This is a genomic window from Dyadobacter alkalitolerans DSM 23607, assembly GCF_000428845.1.
GTDB lineage: Bacteria > Bacteroidota > Bacteroidia > Cytophagales > Spirosomataceae > Dyadobacter > Dyadobacter alkalitolerans.
Genome location: NZ_AUAS01000003.1, coordinates 426,374 through 441,798 on the forward strand (window position 1 = coordinate 426,374; position 15,425 = coordinate 441,798).

Here is a 15,425-nt window from a genome sequence, read left to right on the forward strand (position 1 = left end):
CGTTGTAATACGTCGAAATTATTGCCGTCAACGTAGTTTAGATGCAATGATTTGCCAAAGGTTTAAAACAAAAATGGGAGCATAACGCAATCAGCTGTTATTCTCCCACTTACCACTAAAAAAATTTTATTTTTCGCCTTTTTAGGTAAAATTCTGATAAATCGAGTCCATAATACGGACAAAGTGCTGATAATCGGAATCATTCAGGCTTCCCCACCCTTTTCTGCGGATGTCTGCGACTATTGGAAAAGCCGCATTATAGGTCGATTCGCCTGTTTTCGTCAAGAATAAATTGAATTTTCTTCTGTCCCCGGCAGCCGGTCCGCGTTCCACCAACCCCTTTTTTTCCAGCAGATCAATGATGCGTGTGACCGTTGGTGGATCTTTAAACGTGAGCTCAGCAAGCTCATTCTGACTGATCCCCTGCCTTCTGAAAATATGATCTATAAGCACCCACTGATCTACTGTAAGGTCAAAACCAGCCTCCGTCAACTGTTTTTGTAAAGCATTTCGGATTTTTTTGATTGTCGTGTCTATCTTAAAAAAATAAGCACGCTGATCAGAATGATGCGTCATGATAGGTTACGTTGAAGCTTTGGGCAATTGAGTATCACCAATTATAAGTCCCTTCAACTATTCGTCTACTAATAATTGCAGAGAAATTATTCGATTTTATCTCCATGCTCAAAATGACCGGCAAATAACCCAGATGCAACGGAGAATAACCGGCTCATAGAATTATTTGGTTTCACCTTGAAATAACCCAACATTGACATATAAAAATTTCGACTATGTGCTTCATCCTATGCAAAAACTATCTACCCTTCTGATTTTTGGCAGCGTACTTTGTATGCTTGCCATAAGTTTTCTCAGCAATCCGGCTTCGAGCCAGACACTCAATTTTGTAAAAATGGTTCCCAGCCACAACATTCCGGATAATCCTGAAATGGCTGCTTACATTGCACGATTGAAAAACAATCCGGACATTTCAAATTATCATTTCATCCAATTAAATCCAATCGCAACTGCTCAAAAAGAAGGCATTCTGACATTAGAAATGCCAGGAAAAGAAAAGCCGATCATTGCCGATGCAAGCGAGGTTAAGTATTATTCAAGTTCTGATTATGAATGGATTGGCAAAACGGATGACAACCGCGGAACGATCATTATCCTTTCCAAAGCAGGCCGGGTGACGGCCCACTTCTCCACGCCAGATGGAGTCTACGAAATTTTCCCAGCCCCCGGTGGTCTGTATTGTTTGCGAGAGTATGATATGACCAAAGTCGGTGACGTCGGCTGTATTGCACCAGATGAACAACCTTCAACCGAAAGAATAAGCACGCCACAACCCGAGCAGGCCCCACCTGTCCATTCAAATGCAAAGATGAATCCCTGTCAGCCGTTGGTTAGTCCACGGGTGCTTATTTTATACACACCGAAGGCGCTCGCTTTGATTGGAGATGTTGCGGGAATTCAGACAATGGCTGATATGTCTGTGGCACAATTTAACACAACAATTTACAACAGCGGAATTACAAGCGCGGCAGTGCTTACATTAGCTGGAATTGCTCCCTTAAACAATCTGCCGGAGACGGATTTTATCACGAATGATCTCAACAATTTGGAAAAGAACCTGACAGCCCAGAATCTCAGAAATCAGTATCAAGCGGATGTGGTCGTGTTGTTTACCGATGCAGAATACCAAGGTGGCGATACGCGTGGAAAGGCACAAACGGTGGATCTGGTTAATTCAAAGTCTTTCGCGATTGTTGAAATCTGGAGTGCAACTTCGAGAAAGACGTTTGCCCATGAAGTTGGGCATCTTTATGGCTGCCGCCACGAAGAAACAGCTGGTTCGCCTGCATATGCCCAAGCATATTGCATTAAAAATGGGCTCGGCATAGTTACTGATCGGACAATGATGACCGGCAAAAATATTTCGGATCAACAAGCACAAAATCGTTTGTTGAATTTCTCAAACCCAAATATCCAAGTCGGTGGAAAGCCATCGGGAACTAACAATGAAAACAATGCGAAACGAATAGCTGAATCACATCCCACAGTAAGCGCTTTCAGACCTAATCCCAATCCGCCTTTCGTTGCTTACGTTGACGGGCCAACTTTTGTAACGGCACCTGGTGGCAAAAACTATGAGGTGACATATAGTTGTGGATCTGCACCATATTCGATCGTCTGGCATTATAGCTATGATGGGATTAATTATCTCACTTCCAATACTACCACGGACATTTTTACATGGAATTTCTATCAGACTCAGAAAGTATGGTTTAAAGCAACGGTTACAGGAAATGGTAAATCTGTTTCTGCATTTATTGCTGTTACATCACAGATGCCCAATCCCTACAAGACTGGCGTGGTTGAAACGGATTCTCTTGCTCAAAGCTTTTTACATCTTGAAGCAACTCCAAATCCAGCCTTAGATGAGGTTCGCATAAATTACAAAACACTATCGGATGCTGAAATCAAACTTGACATATTGGATCAATCCGGCTCCGTAATCCAAACACTTTCTGATAGCTTTTTAATGCGCAAACCAAATGGGGTTACCAGTAGGAAGTGGGACGCTAGGAAGTTTCCATCCGGGATTTATTTCATCAGGCTGATGGTTGGCAAAAATATTGAAACAAAGCGAGTGCTTATATCAAGATAATTGCCCCATGAAATCATTCAAAAGTTTAACTTTCTTTATTCTAATGATCGGAAGCAATGCTTGTGAGATTTATACTCCGTACAGAAACGCGGGAATATCATGGGGATATTTTGAAGCTGATATGAGTGGAACAGAATGGAGCAAATTATATGGTAATGCTTACCAGTCCGTCTACGCGGGAATCTCGGAAAATACTGATTCGCTCTGTTCCCTTAAAAGCGCATATATGTTTTCGAATTCATTCGATTCAAATGGATTTAAACAGCAGGTTTTATATTTTGATCAAATTCCACTTCGAAAAGGAAGATTTTTGCTGACATCGGAAGAAAATAAATACTGCATAGACAATGGTCATGTACGTGCCCTGCTCGATTCTCAAATTTACGACGATCAGCCTGGGGACTCTTTTAGAATACTTCCTAAAAGTGATAGCTATTTGCAAATCAATTCGTTAAATATGACTACTGGCGAAATTTCTGGCGAGTTTAAATTTACAATGGTGGTGTATGGAATAAAAGACGATAGCCCGTTGCCCGACACGCTGCGTTTTACAAATGGTACATTCCATACAAAAATATTAGAGCGCAGGAGAAGAAACCGACATCTCTAACTGGTCGATGTCCAATAAAGAATCGCGACAATCTATTATTTGATAGCAAAAAAATCTCCTGAACATTCGAGCATGTTCAGGAGATCTAAATATTTAGAAGCATACTACGCCGAATTCCTCGCCGCGTTAATGATACCAAACATAGCCCGCATAATCAGCTGGTTGTATGTTTCTACATCTACCGGGAGATTTTTTGGATCTTCGGCCAGCATTTGTAGTGCATATTGCTGGATTGTGATCAATGGTAAGACAATGCGCTCACGTGTTTTGATGGAAACCTTGGTGACGTTATTACTGTCTAAAAGCTCTTTTTGCCCTGAGACTTCCAGTAACTGATCGCGTGTCAGCAAAAACTCGTCGTACATTTTATCCCAGAACTCCTTATAATCGGGCTCATCGCGCAGATATTTGGTTGCCGGGAAAAATGCTTTGGACAATGACTGCATCGAATTTTCGATCAATGTCCTGAAAAACAATGATTTTTTATACAACTGCGAAATAATCTCTTTCTTACCGTCTTTCGACATCTGTTCGATCGCCGTTCCGAATCCATAAAAACCTGGCACATTCTGCTTCATCTGTGCCCAGGATCCTACGAAGGGAATAGCACGTAAATCTTCAAATTTCAGACCTTCATCATCGTTCCCACGCTTTGTAGGGCGACTGCCGATATTCGTTTGTCCATAAAAGCGCAGCGGCGTCTTCTTATCTAGATATTTTACAAACATCGGATGGTTTTTGAGATCGAGATAGGAGTCGTATGCCAATGACGCCATCTCTTCGATCAGCACTTTATCCTCTTCATTCAACTCATCTTCAACACGATTCCCTCTGAACAAGTGATTTTCAAGTCCTGCAGTAAACAATCTTTCAAGATTGTACATGGCAGTGGTTACTGTTCCGTAATTAGAGCTAATCGTCTGTCCCTGAACCGTAAGCTGGATTTCTTTATCCTCAATGTCTGTTCCGAGGGAAGAATAGAAATTATGGTTGTTACCACCACCGCGCGCAGGAGGACCTCCGCGGCCATCAAAGAATGTGACTTTGATACCAAATTCACGGGAAACTTTGGTCAGTTCCTCTTTCGCGCGGTAAATAGACCAGTTCGCGCGCAAATAACCTCCATCTTTTGTTCCATCGGAAAACCCGACCATGATAGTCTGATGGTTTTCCCGGTTTTGCAAATGGTTGCGGTAAAACTCATTTTTATACAATGTCCGCATGATTTCCGGCGCATTCGCAAGGTCATCAACGGTTTCAAAAAGCGGAACCACGTCCAGCGCAAGCTTTCCGCTTTCATCCGCAATCAGGTTTTTAGCAAGCGCAACAACCTGCATTACATTCAATGCAGAGGTGTTGTTACTGATCACATAACGGTGAGCGCCTTTTTCACCATTTTGTGCCTGAATCGTTTTGATAGCGCGGATCGAACCTAGAATGTCCTTGGTCAGTTCGTCCTCGTAATCTTCATCCCGCAACGGAATGTTCAAAGAAAGTAAAAGGTCTATTTTCTTCGCCTCATCCCAACCTTCATAGTCACTGTATTTCAGCAACGGAATCTTCTTTTCCAGCCTTTTGAGAATATCTTCCCAGGCTTTTCCATGTTTCCGGCTATCCTGACGCACATCCAGGCTTGCAAAGAAGAATCCGAAAATGTTTAGTTTAAGAATAAAATTATCAAGCAATTCCACAAACAGACCCTGATGTTTGGAAACCAAAACCTCACGGGCTTTCAGAAATTCATCAATTAATTCCTGCGCATTGGCATAACCCTCTTCAAACGGCCCGAAAATGGTGCTGTTCATCTTGCGTTCTGCCAAACTGATCGCTTCATCCACACCTTTGAAAGTCAGGCGACGCTTCAATTGTCTCAAATCACGATAGTAACCTCTCAAAAGCGTTTCCCGCAATCTTGCCGCAACTTGCAGCGTAATTTCCGGATTCACGAACGGGTTGCCATCCCGGTCACCGCCCGGCCAGAAGCCCAGTCGATATACATTGGGGTAGGGCCAGTCGTGGACGCTCATCCCCAGGCCATTGATCAGTTTTTCAAGAATGGATGGAATGGCATCATAATATACATTTTCCAAAAACCAGCAGAGACTCACCGCTTCATCAAAAGGCGTGGGTTTTTCGTGGTTAATGAATGCGGTTTTACCCAATTGCAGGAGCAGCTGGTTTACTTCCGTAAAGTCGTTTTCTTTGATTGCATCTTCCAGATCATTAATGATTCCCAGCACTTTACCCGAATAAAACTGTGTCGGGTGCGCAGTAAGCACGATCCGTACACTGAAATCTTCGAGCTTGGTAAGCAGCTTCTTTTTTAGCTCATCATTATCCAGGCGATCTGTCAGATAATTAACCGATCCTTTGCCTGTCAGATCGTGGGTCTGGTCAAATGCAGCATCCTCCACAGAGTCGAAAAGTACAACTTGCCTTTCTATGTACTGGATAAAAGCAAAGAGCAGATCTGTCCTTTCTTTTGGGGTAGCAGTTTCTAGTAATTCTGAAAAAAAGTGCTCTATGATCTCCCGTGGCGTCTTTCCCTCCTGGAATCCGATCTCACTCTGCTGCGTTAGTATGGGGAGCAATGATCCCGTCTGAAAAATACCACGATAGGGCAAACTCAGAAAAAGACTATTAAATATATTGTACTTCGTTACAACCGCGTCCTGGAAACTGTTATTCATACTGGAGTGACAAAATTATATTCTGGAAACTGCAATTAAGGCAAATATACTTCTAAAAAATGGGTTTCAGGCTTTTGGATGAGCTTGCTGATGCGTTTTTTTGAGCTTTTCGATAGAGTTATGCGTGTAAATCTGCGTTGCGGCCAGGTTAGCGTGACCCAAAAGCTCCTTAATAGCATTAAGATCCGCCCCACGATTGAGCAAATGTGTGGCATATGTATGGCGTAATACGTGAGGGCTTTTTTGAGATAATGTGGTTACAGCAGACAGATATTTTTCAACAGTCCGCTGTATAAAAACAGGGTAAACCGCTTTCCCCGAATTTGTTAAGATCAAACATTGCGTGTCCTCCTCCGGCGCTCTCAATGCCAGATATTGAAAAAGCAGATTTGCCAGAGAAGTAGATATCGGGACAACCCGCTCCTTTGCCCTTTTCCCAAACACTCGGATGGTCCTGGCGGGAAGATTCAGATCTTTTATTTCAAGCGACACGAGTTCCGAAAGCCGGATCCCGCTTCCATATAACAGCTCCATAATGGTGCGGTCGCGGACTCCCTCAAAATCGTCGGTAAAAGTATCCGGCAGGAAAAGCGTTTCCATGGATTTTTCTTCGACAAAAGCAGGCAGTTTTTTGCGTGTTTTAAGCGCTGAGAGAATTTTGGTGGGATCTTGGGCAACCGCCTTTTTACGTTTCAAAAATCCATAAAACGTTCTGAGTGATGCGATTTTACGATTAATAGAAGATGGGTTCATGCCCTCTTCCATCAAACTCACAATCCAGGACCGCAACATGGGTGCCTTTGCCTCTTCGGGCTTGTCCAGCTCGTATTGAAACAAAAGATATTTCTGAAACTGGTCCAAATCCGTCTGATAAGACTTTACGGTATGAACACTGGCGCGTTTTTCAAATTTCAGAAAATCAATAAATGAGGTTATCATATCAGCAACATACAAAAAAGGGCTGCCTTTAACAAGCAGCCCTTCTCCTTATGATATGGATATAATAATCCTGTCGAAATCTTTCAGAACACCATTCCTGGGAACTAGTCTTCTAAATGACCGTAAGTTTTTTCTTTGTATACGGCACGCAAAACTTCGAAACGACGTCTTACAGATGGTTTTTCGAAAGCAGTACGAGCACGAAGCTGGCGCATAGTACCAGTTCTTTCAAATTTCTTCTTGTAACGCTTAAGAGCGCGGTCAATCGATTCGTTGTCTTTAATGTTTATAATAAGCATGCTTATAAATTGTAATGTTCTTTGAATTGGTTTCTGAAATCGGACTGCAAAGAAAAGCTTTATCAAACAGAAAATCAAGAAATAAGTCATTATTATTAGGTTATTTTTGTGATCATTGCATTGAGGAAAAAGCTTTTAACAGATTAAACGCCCTATATGAGCTCGCGATTGGGAATTATTGACTTAGGAACAAACACTTTTCACCTGCTCATCGTAGATAAAAATGGAGATGCCGTCGCCAATATATTTCACGAAAGCAGGCCGGCAAGGATCGGATTGGGAGGAATCAACAAAAAGATCATTACGGAGGATGCCGTTCAGCGCGCATTGACTGTGCTGACATATTTTCGGGAAAAGCTGGACGAGTTCAATGTTCCCACCGAGAAAACCTTTGCCTTTGGCACCAGCGCAATTCGGAATGCGGAAAACCAGGCCGATTTTTGTGCTGAAATCCTTTCCAAAACAGGCATTACGATCACTGTGATCGACGGCAACCGCGAAGCCGAATACATCTATAAAGGAGTCCGACGCGGTGCAGACCTAGGCGATTCACCGTCACTGATCATGGATATCGGCGGTGGCAGCGTAGAATTCATTATTGGCAACCGATCGCAGATTTTCTGGAAGCAAAGTTTCGAGATTGGCGGGCAGCGGCTGATGGAAAGATTCATGCGCAATGATCCGCTTTCGCAGGGTGACAGGAAAAATCTTTACAATTATTTTGAAGAGAAACTGATCCCTCTGGCCAATGCCGTCCACCAGTATTCCCCGGACAAGCTGGTCGGGTCTTCCGGGACATTCGATACGTTAGTGGACATTGATTTCCATTTCCGCACCAATGAAAGGCCTCCGAAAAACCAAACCGATTTCCCATTGGCACTGGAAGAATTTTACCGGGCATATGCACTCATCCTCACCGGAAATCATGACGAACGAATGCAGATCCCGGGCATGATCGAACTGCGTGTGGACATGATCGTGGTTGCAGTTTGCCTCATAGATTATGTACTTAAAAGCTACGGAATCAAGAAAATTCAGATTTCCAGTTATGCATTAAAAGAAGGAGTGCTCGCCGAAGTGCTGGGCGAATAGCCGTATCAGAATTTTTGTAACCTCCCCCGAATTATTTGCCTGTCCTATCAGGCAAACTTTTATTTTTGTAAGTAAGCAAAAACATAAACCAACTCTATGAGATTAGTTCGTTATTTCCTCTTGGTAGGAATCACATTTCTGTTTACCACAACCACTTACGCACAAAAGAAGAAAAAGAAAGAAAAGCAGGAAGACGTCAAGATCGACAAAGCGGTGGACGCAGTGGCCACCGCAGTAAAAGAGAAACTCAAAGACGACAAAAAAAAGGGTCCCAAGGCTTTTAAAGACCTCATCGACACCAGCGCGGTGAGCCAGAAAGGCATGATTTCCGTTCACAAAATGGACGAAAAATGGTATTTCGAAATCCCTGATTCCCTGTTGGATAAAGACATTATGGCCGTAACCCGCTATGCTAAAACAGCCGCCGGCGGGGGAATTTTTGGAGGTGAAGAGGTTAACCGGCAAATGATCCGCTGGGAAAAAGGGATGGACCATAATTTATTGTTGCGCTCCGTAACAGTGGTCGTTGCGAGTCCTGACAGCACCAAACCGATTTTCCAGGCAGTAAAAAATTCAAATTCAGATCCTATTATTGGGGTTTTTGAAATAAAAGCCGTTAAAAAAGAGCCTCATGCAAAGTCGTCTGTCATTGATGTGACGGACTTTTTTAATGCTGATAATCAGGTTTTTTCATTAAGCTCGGTCAGTAAGCAGCTTTTAAAATTGAGTTCTTTTAAAAAGGAAGCTTCCTACATTGAGAAAATCCGGGCGTTTCCCATTAATACAGAAATCCGGACCGTTAAAACATTTTCTGTAACGCCTCAACTGCTCTCTACTTCTCCTACCCCGTCCATCGGTCAATATTTACCCTCCGGGCTCGATGCCGGCGTTGTGACCATGGAAATGAACACTTCGTTAATCCTGCTTCCTGAAAAGCCGATGCGGAAAAGGATCTTCGATAGTCGGGTGGGTTATTTTGCAAACCAATATGCCATTTTCGGAGAAGAATCGCAGCGGTCTGACACCGAAGTTTTTGCCGTTAGATGGCGCTTGGAGCCCAAAAATGCAGAAGATGCAAAAAAGCAGCGCGACGGCGAATTGATTGAACCTAAAAAACCGATCGTTTATTACATTGATCCTGCCACACCTGAAAAATGGCGGAAATATCTGAAAGCCGGAGTTGATGACTGGCAGGAAGCATTCGAAAAAGCCGGCTGGAAGAATGCCATCCGTGGAGAATACTGGCCTGAAAACGACACGACCATGAGCCTTGAAGATGCGCGCTATTCTGTGATCCGCTACTTCGCTGCCGATATTCAGAACGCTTACGGGCCTAATGTGCATGATCCGAGAAGCGGGGAGATTCTGGAAAGCCACATTGGCTGGTATCACAATGTTATGCGTTTGCTGCGCAACTGGTACATTATCCAGGCTGGCGCCGTGGATCCCAAAGCGCGCACCAAAAAGTTTGATGATGAGCTCATGGGCCAGCTTGTGCGCTTTGTTTCTTCGCATGAGATAGGACATACATTGGGATTAAGGCATAATATGGGCGCTAGTTCTGCTACACCTGTTGAAAAACTGCGAGATAAGGAATGGATTGAAAAGCACGGTCATACGGCTTCTATCATGGATTATGCCCGCTTCAATTACGTGGCCCAGCCCGAGGACAGCATTACCAATCTGTTCCCGAGAATAGGGGATTACGATAAATGGGCGATCCAGTGGGGTTACAGCAATTTCATGGACGCTAAAGACGCGAAGGCTGAGAAAATGCTCTTGAATGAAATGACCAAAGAGGCTTACAAAGATTCCCGACTGCATTTCGGAACGGAGATTAGCCCGTACGACCCGCGTTATCAAACCGAAGATCTGAGCGATAATGCGATGAAAGCCTCTGAGTATGGCATTAAAAATTTAAAAAGAATTCTTCCTAACCTGATCGAATGGAGCCGTGAGGATGGCGAAAGTTATAAGGAGCTGGATGAAATCTACAACAATGTTATACAGCAATATCGTCGCTATCTTGGCCACGTCATGAAGAATGTAGGCGGGATTTACGATAACCCTACCACATATGACATGGAGGGATCGACTTTTGAAACCGTGCCAAAATCGACTCAGAAAGAAGCAGTTGTGTTCCTCATCAATCAGCTATTCAAAACGCCGATCTGGTTATTGGACCAGAATATTTTAAGTAAAATTAAACCTGAGACCGGTGTCGAAGCGATCAAAGCATTGCAGGAATATGCATTAACGACGCTCTTCGCAGGCGACAGGGCGGTCAGGCTGATGGAAACCGGAATTTCAAGCAAAAATTATACGCTGGACGATATGTTTACAGACCTGGAAAGCGGCATTTGGTCCGAAACAAAAACGGGCAAAAGCATTGACCTGCATCGCAGAAATCTTCAAAAAGTTTATATCGAAAAATTGGTTGATCTGCTGAAACCTGGCAAAGCCAACGTGCAGTCCGTTCCGGTTGGCATTACGTATGGTTTTTCTACGCGGGTGGTTGAACTTGAAAAAACGGATTTACCTTCTGTTGCCCGGGCGCATTTGGAAAGTCTGAAAGCAACATTACAACCTGCTATCACGAAATCAACGGATAAAATTACCAAGTATCATTTGCAGGATGTTTTGCAGCGCATTAAGATGGCGCTGGATCCAAAATAGGACAACGAATGCCCACGTCAATGCTGACACTTCAAGAAGTTCTCGAAAAATACGATGGCTTTGCACCTGTTATCAAAAGTGCAAAGCCATTTAAAAAGCTTGATTTTTCCGCAACAAATGAAGCCCTATTGCAACGTGACTTGTCTGAAACCTCCGCTTTTTCGGATTTTGTTTTCCAAGAAATGTTGGAAAGAAACGCCTTTGCTGGCATTGGCGGCTACGCAGAAAACCGCATTATCTATCGGCAGCGAAAACATTTCAACACCGAAGACAACCAACCAAGGAGCATTCATCTCGGCACGGACATATGGACGGATGCCGGAGAACCCATCTATGCACCCTTAGACGCAACCGTCCATAGTTTTGCATTCAATGACCATTATGGTGATTACGGCCCAACAGTTATTCTTGCTCATACATTAAATAATGTCGTCTTCTACACGCTTTATGGGCATCTGTCACTGGATTCACTGGAAGGATTATATGTTGGCAAAAGTATTTCAGCCAACGAAAAATTCGCAGCCATAGGCTCCTACCCCGAAAACGGCGACTGGCCACCGCATTTGCATTTCCAGATTGTCAAAGACATGGGTAACTATCAAGGCGACTTCCCAGGTGTAAGCAGCATTCAGGATAAGGAACATTATTTAAATCTCTGTCCCGACCCGAATTTGATTTTGAGGATTGCTGAGAACGAGAAGCCTAACTAGCTCTTGCTCCGCTCCAAGTTCGGCAAAAACCCTGTCAATAATCCAATAAGCGGCAGGAATGAGCAGATCCAGAAAACATATTCAATGCTGGTCTTGTCTGCAACGCTGCCCAGAATGGCCGATCCGATTCCTGCAATGCCGAAAGCGAAGCCGAAGAACAGCCCTGCAATCATGCCGACTTTACCGGGAATAAGTTCTTGTGCATAGACCAGGATCGCGGAAAAGGCTGAGGAAAGAATGAGCCCGATAATGCAGCTTAATACGCCCGTCCAGAATAAATTAACATATGGAAGCAGCAATGCGAATGGCGCTGCGCCCAATATCGATATCCAGATCACATATTTCCTGCCAATCTTATCCCCAACCGGCCCGCCGATGAATGTTCCCGCTGCGACGGCGAATAGAAACGCGAAAAGATATATTTGTGAATTTTGAATGGAAACACCGAATTTATGGATCAGGTAAAAGGTAAAATAGCTCGAAATGCTGGCCATATAGATGTATTTCGAGAAAATCAAAAGCAGTAATATAGCAATGGCAAACGTGATTTTGCCGCTGGAAAGATGTGACGCATTCGCTGACTTTGCAACCGATTTCTTAGCAACAACCACTTCCAGGCTCCGCTTATACCAGCCGCCTACCCAGGATAAAATAACAATCGCCAGAAGCGCAACCAGCGAAAACCAGATCACCTGAAAACGTCCATAAGGCAACAGAATCAATGCTGCCAGCAAAGGCCCCAACGAGCTCCCCGCGTTACCGCCCACCTGGAACAGCGACTGCGCCATGCCATGCTTACCGCCCGAAGCCATACGCGCCACGCGGGAAGCCTCAGGATGAAAAACCGCTGAACCGACGCCGATCAACCCAACTGAAAGCAGAACAAGATTAAAGCTGTTCGCAAGAGATAATGAAATGAGTCCCAGCAATGTAAAGCACATTCCCACAGCCAATGCGAAGGGCTGCGGACGCTTGTCCGTGTACGCGCCTACGACAGGTTGCAGTACAGAAGCGCTCACTTGAAATGTGAATGTGATCAGCCCTATTTCGGTAAAATTCAATTGAAAAGATTCCTTAACCATCGGGTAAATGGAAGGGATTAAGGACTGCATCGTGTCATTCAGCAAATGACAGAAGCTTAACGCAAGCAAAATCGGGAAAACTGTTTGCGAAGTATTTATTGCTGTCGTTGAGTCAACAGCAATGGGATTTTGTTCAGTAGATTTCATGCTTACTTCCTATGAATCGTCGTTGCGGCAGATTGCGTAGCAGCTAAAATGGTAATGTCAGCGATTGTAACCCTGCCCCGTGCATTCACTGCGTAAAGAATGGCATCGGCAATATCAACAGCCTGCAAAGGATCAAATCCCTGATACACTTTTTCGGCACGGCTTTCATCTCCTTTGAAACGAACCAGCGAAAATTCGGTCTCTACTGCGCCAGGCGCGACATTGGTCACCTTAATGCCATGCTGCGTCAGATCGAGGCGCATTCCTTCACTCAAAACCTCCACCGCAGCCTTAGAAGCACAATAAACGGCACCATTCACGTAAGTCTGCTTTCCTGCAATGGAACTGATATTGAGAATGTGCCCCGCCCCTTTTTCGAGCATCAACGGAATCACCGCTTTCGAAACATATAGCAAACCTTTCACATTTCCATCGATCATTGCATCCCAATCCTCCGTATCACCCTCGGCCAAGGAACCCATCCCATGTGCATTACCAGCATTATTAACCAGGATATCAATGTTTTTCCAATCATCTGGCAAGGAACCGATCATGGCTATCACCGCGCCTTTGTCACGCACATCAAAAACCAGCGTGGTAACATTAACTTTTGAAGATAATTCAGCAGAAACTTCATCTAACCGTTCCTGGCGGCGGCCGCAGAGGATAAGATCAATTCCGGCGACTGCAAATAATTCCGCAGTGGCCTTTCCAATTCCGGAAGTGGCTCCGGTAATCAATGCAATTCGAGACATTATAAAATCAAATTCGTCAAAAGATGTGCGCTTCCGGGGATGCTCACTTTTTATTTTTGGGAATATTCAAACTACTGAACTTCCCTTTTTCCAACTGCGCAGCCTGACTAAATAGCTGGACCGCTTGCTGATAAACATTATCTGTCGGATTCAACACCTGGAAAATCTCATTATTAAGCCCGTTCTTCTGCTTCCTGCCCCAGACATATCGCCCGATGATCGCCTTGGTTTGCGAAGTAATAATGGGTTTAGAAAGTGTTAACTCTTTTTCATTTGGTTTAATTCCAGCCTTAGAAGCATCCTTCACCATTTCGGCAATCATCGCGTCAGATATCTGGAATGACGTCAAGAAATCATTAAACGATTGTTTTTCAAGCTTTTTTTGATTTTCATTCGCGTAACGCAATGCATATTCGCGGATAATGTTTTTGGAATAAAGCTCAAATAAATATTTGCTGTTTTGAAGTGTGTCTTTTGGAACAAAAATATCAGGTGTAATGCCGCCGCCGCCGTAAACGACCCGGCCGCCATCGGTTTTATACACTTTGCTTTTATCAAATTTAATGCTGTCCACATTGAACAACTCGCCGCTTTCATAACGATGCGAAAGGTCCTGGCTGTAGTCCTCGCCTTTGCCCAGCTCATAAGGTTTTTGAATGCTCCGGCCGCTTGGCGTAAAATATCTTGAAATAGTAAGGCGAAGTTCGGACGCGTCCGAAAGCTTGATCGGCATTTGGACTAAACCCTTCCCGTAAGAACGCCTTCCAACGACCAATGCACGGTCGTGATCCTGCAATGCTCCTGCCAGGATTTCGGATGCAGATGCACTTCCTTCGTCCACCAGTACGATCAACGGTCCTTGCTCGAACATTCCGTCTACGTGTGAACGTGTTTTTCTGTCAAACCGGCTGTCCTTGCCTTCTGTATAAACCAAGAGTTTATCGCCTGCAATAAATTCGTCGGCCATGCTTGTGGCACGCTCCATGTAACCACCCGGATTTCCCCGCAAATCAAGGATCAGGTTTTTCAAGCCATTGGCTTTCAGTGTTTTTAATGCTGATTTGAATTCGTCATAAGTAGTTTCCGAGAAACGGCTCACCTTAATGTAGCCGATCTCCTGATCGACCATATAAGACGCGTCGACAGAGTAAGTCGGAATACGGTCGCGGACCACCGCGAAGTTCATTTTTTCATCTAAACCAACCCTTTCAATGGCCAGATCAACCTTAGTGCCTCTTTTTCCACGCAACAGCTTGTAAACCTGTGCATTAGTAACGCCGGGACCAGACAAATTCTCCTTATTAACTGAAATAATGCGGTCGCCGCTCTGTATTCCGGCCGCTTCCGAAGGACCGCCGCTTAATGGCGTGACCACATAAACCGTGTCATTATATATGTTGAACTCCACACCAATCCCGTCAAATCCGGATTCCAGCTGCGAACGGGCCGCAGTGGCTTCTTCCGTGTTAAAGTAGGCTGTGTGGGGGTCCAATTTTTCGAGCATTTTTGAGATAGAAAAATCTACAAGCTCCTCAGTATCAACAGAATCTACGTAATTATTCTCAACAAGCATGAGCACTTCGCGATATTTGGCATAACCCTTCGCTACGTCTGAAAGCTTGCGCCCCCCGCTAAAAAAAGTGCTTCCCAGCAGCACCCCAGCAGCCAATGTAATGGCTATAATGATAGGCAGGCGAACCACTGACCGGGAATTATGAATCGGATTAGGAGATTTTTGTTGATTCATGCCAATA

At 44.2% G+C, this 15,425-nt stretch carries 12 protein-coding genes; 5 read left to right on the forward strand and 7 right to left on the reverse strand.

Features of this window, described 5'->3' with window-relative positions; translation table 11 throughout:
• Window positions 1-141: 141 nt before the first annotated feature.
• Complete coding sequence (locus G395_RS0107810) at window positions 142-576, reverse strand: MarR family winged helix-turn-helix transcriptional regulator (RefSeq protein WP_026629537.1); 435 nt, start codon at window positions 574-576, stop codon at window positions 142-144.
• A 370-nt stretch (window positions 577-946) separates the two neighbouring features.
• Here G395_RS0107810 and G395_RS0107815 point away from each other — a divergent pair, with 370 nt between their 5' ends.
• Window positions 947-2,671, forward strand: a complete 1,725-nt coding sequence (locus G395_RS0107815) for a M12 family metallo-peptidase (protein ID WP_169720017.1) — start codon at window positions 947-949, stop codon at window positions 2,669-2,671.
• A gap of 7 nt (window positions 2,672-2,678) precedes the next feature.
• Window positions 2,679-3,281 (forward strand): hypothetical protein, encoded by a 603-nt coding sequence (locus G395_RS0107820; RefSeq protein ID WP_026629539.1) that lies wholly within the window; start codon window positions 2,679-2,681, stop codon window positions 3,279-3,281.
• Between the two features lie 104 nt (window positions 3,282-3,385).
• Here G395_RS0107820 and G395_RS0107825 read toward each other — a convergent pair whose 3' ends face one another.
• From G395_RS0107825 to rpsU, 3 genes are all read right to left on the reverse strand, one after another.
• Complete coding sequence (locus tag G395_RS0107825; RefSeq protein ID WP_026629540.1) at window positions 3,386-5,971, reverse strand: phosphoenolpyruvate carboxylase; 2,586 nt, start codon at window positions 5,969-5,971, stop codon at window positions 3,386-3,388.
• A 66-nt stretch (window positions 5,972-6,037) separates the two neighbouring features.
• Window positions 6,038-6,910, reverse strand: coding sequence for a tyrosine-type recombinase/integrase (locus G395_RS0107830; protein WP_026629541.1), 873 nt, complete (start codon window positions 6,908-6,910; stop codon window positions 6,038-6,040).
• 104 nt (window positions 6,911-7,014) lie between these two features.
• A complete protein-coding gene (gene rpsU, locus G395_RS28895) occupies window positions 7,015-7,209 on the reverse strand; it encodes a 30S ribosomal protein S21 (protein WP_026629542.1) in 195 nt (64 codons plus the stop codon).
• 156 nt (window positions 7,210-7,365) lie between these two features.
• Between rpsU and G395_RS0107840 the strand changes: the two genes are divergently transcribed.
• The 3 genes from G395_RS0107840 (at window position 7,366) to G395_RS0107850 (ending at window position 11,687) form a co-directional block, all read left to right on the forward strand.
• Window positions 7,366-8,301: a Ppx/GppA phosphatase family protein gene (locus G395_RS0107840; protein ID WP_026629543.1), complete on the forward strand. Its 936-nt coding sequence runs from the start codon at window positions 7,366-7,368 to the stop codon at window positions 8,299-8,301.
• 96 nt (window positions 8,302-8,397) lie between these two features.
• Complete coding sequence (locus G395_RS0107845) at window positions 8,398-10,977, forward strand: zinc-dependent metalloprotease (RefSeq protein WP_026629544.1); 2,580 nt, start codon at window positions 8,398-8,400, stop codon at window positions 10,975-10,977.
• A gap of 20 nt (window positions 10,978-10,997) precedes the next feature.
• Window positions 10,998-11,687: a peptidoglycan DD-metalloendopeptidase family protein gene (locus G395_RS0107850; protein ID WP_035360744.1), complete on the forward strand. Its 690-nt coding sequence runs from the start codon at window positions 10,998-11,000 to the stop codon at window positions 11,685-11,687.
• Here G395_RS0107850 and G395_RS0107855 read toward each other — a convergent pair.
• From G395_RS0107855 to G395_RS0107865, 3 genes are read right to left on the reverse strand one after another with little or no spacing between them, the layout of a single operon-like run.
• Window positions 11,684-12,916, reverse strand: coding sequence for an MFS transporter (locus G395_RS0107855; protein WP_026629546.1), 1,233 nt, complete (start codon window positions 12,914-12,916; stop codon window positions 11,684-11,686). The genes G395_RS0107850 and G395_RS0107855 overlap by 4 nt on opposite strands.
• 2 nt (window positions 12,917-12,918) lie before the next feature.
• Window positions 12,919-13,671, reverse strand: coding sequence for an SDR family NAD(P)-dependent oxidoreductase (locus tag G395_RS0107860; protein ID WP_026629547.1), 753 nt, complete (start codon window positions 13,669-13,671; stop codon window positions 12,919-12,921).
• Between the two features lie 43 nt (window positions 13,672-13,714).
• Complete coding sequence (locus tag G395_RS0107865) at window positions 13,715-15,418, reverse strand: S41 family peptidase (protein WP_026629548.1); 1,704 nt, start codon at window positions 15,416-15,418, stop codon at window positions 13,715-13,717.
• Window positions 15,419-15,425: the final 7 nt, after the last annotated feature.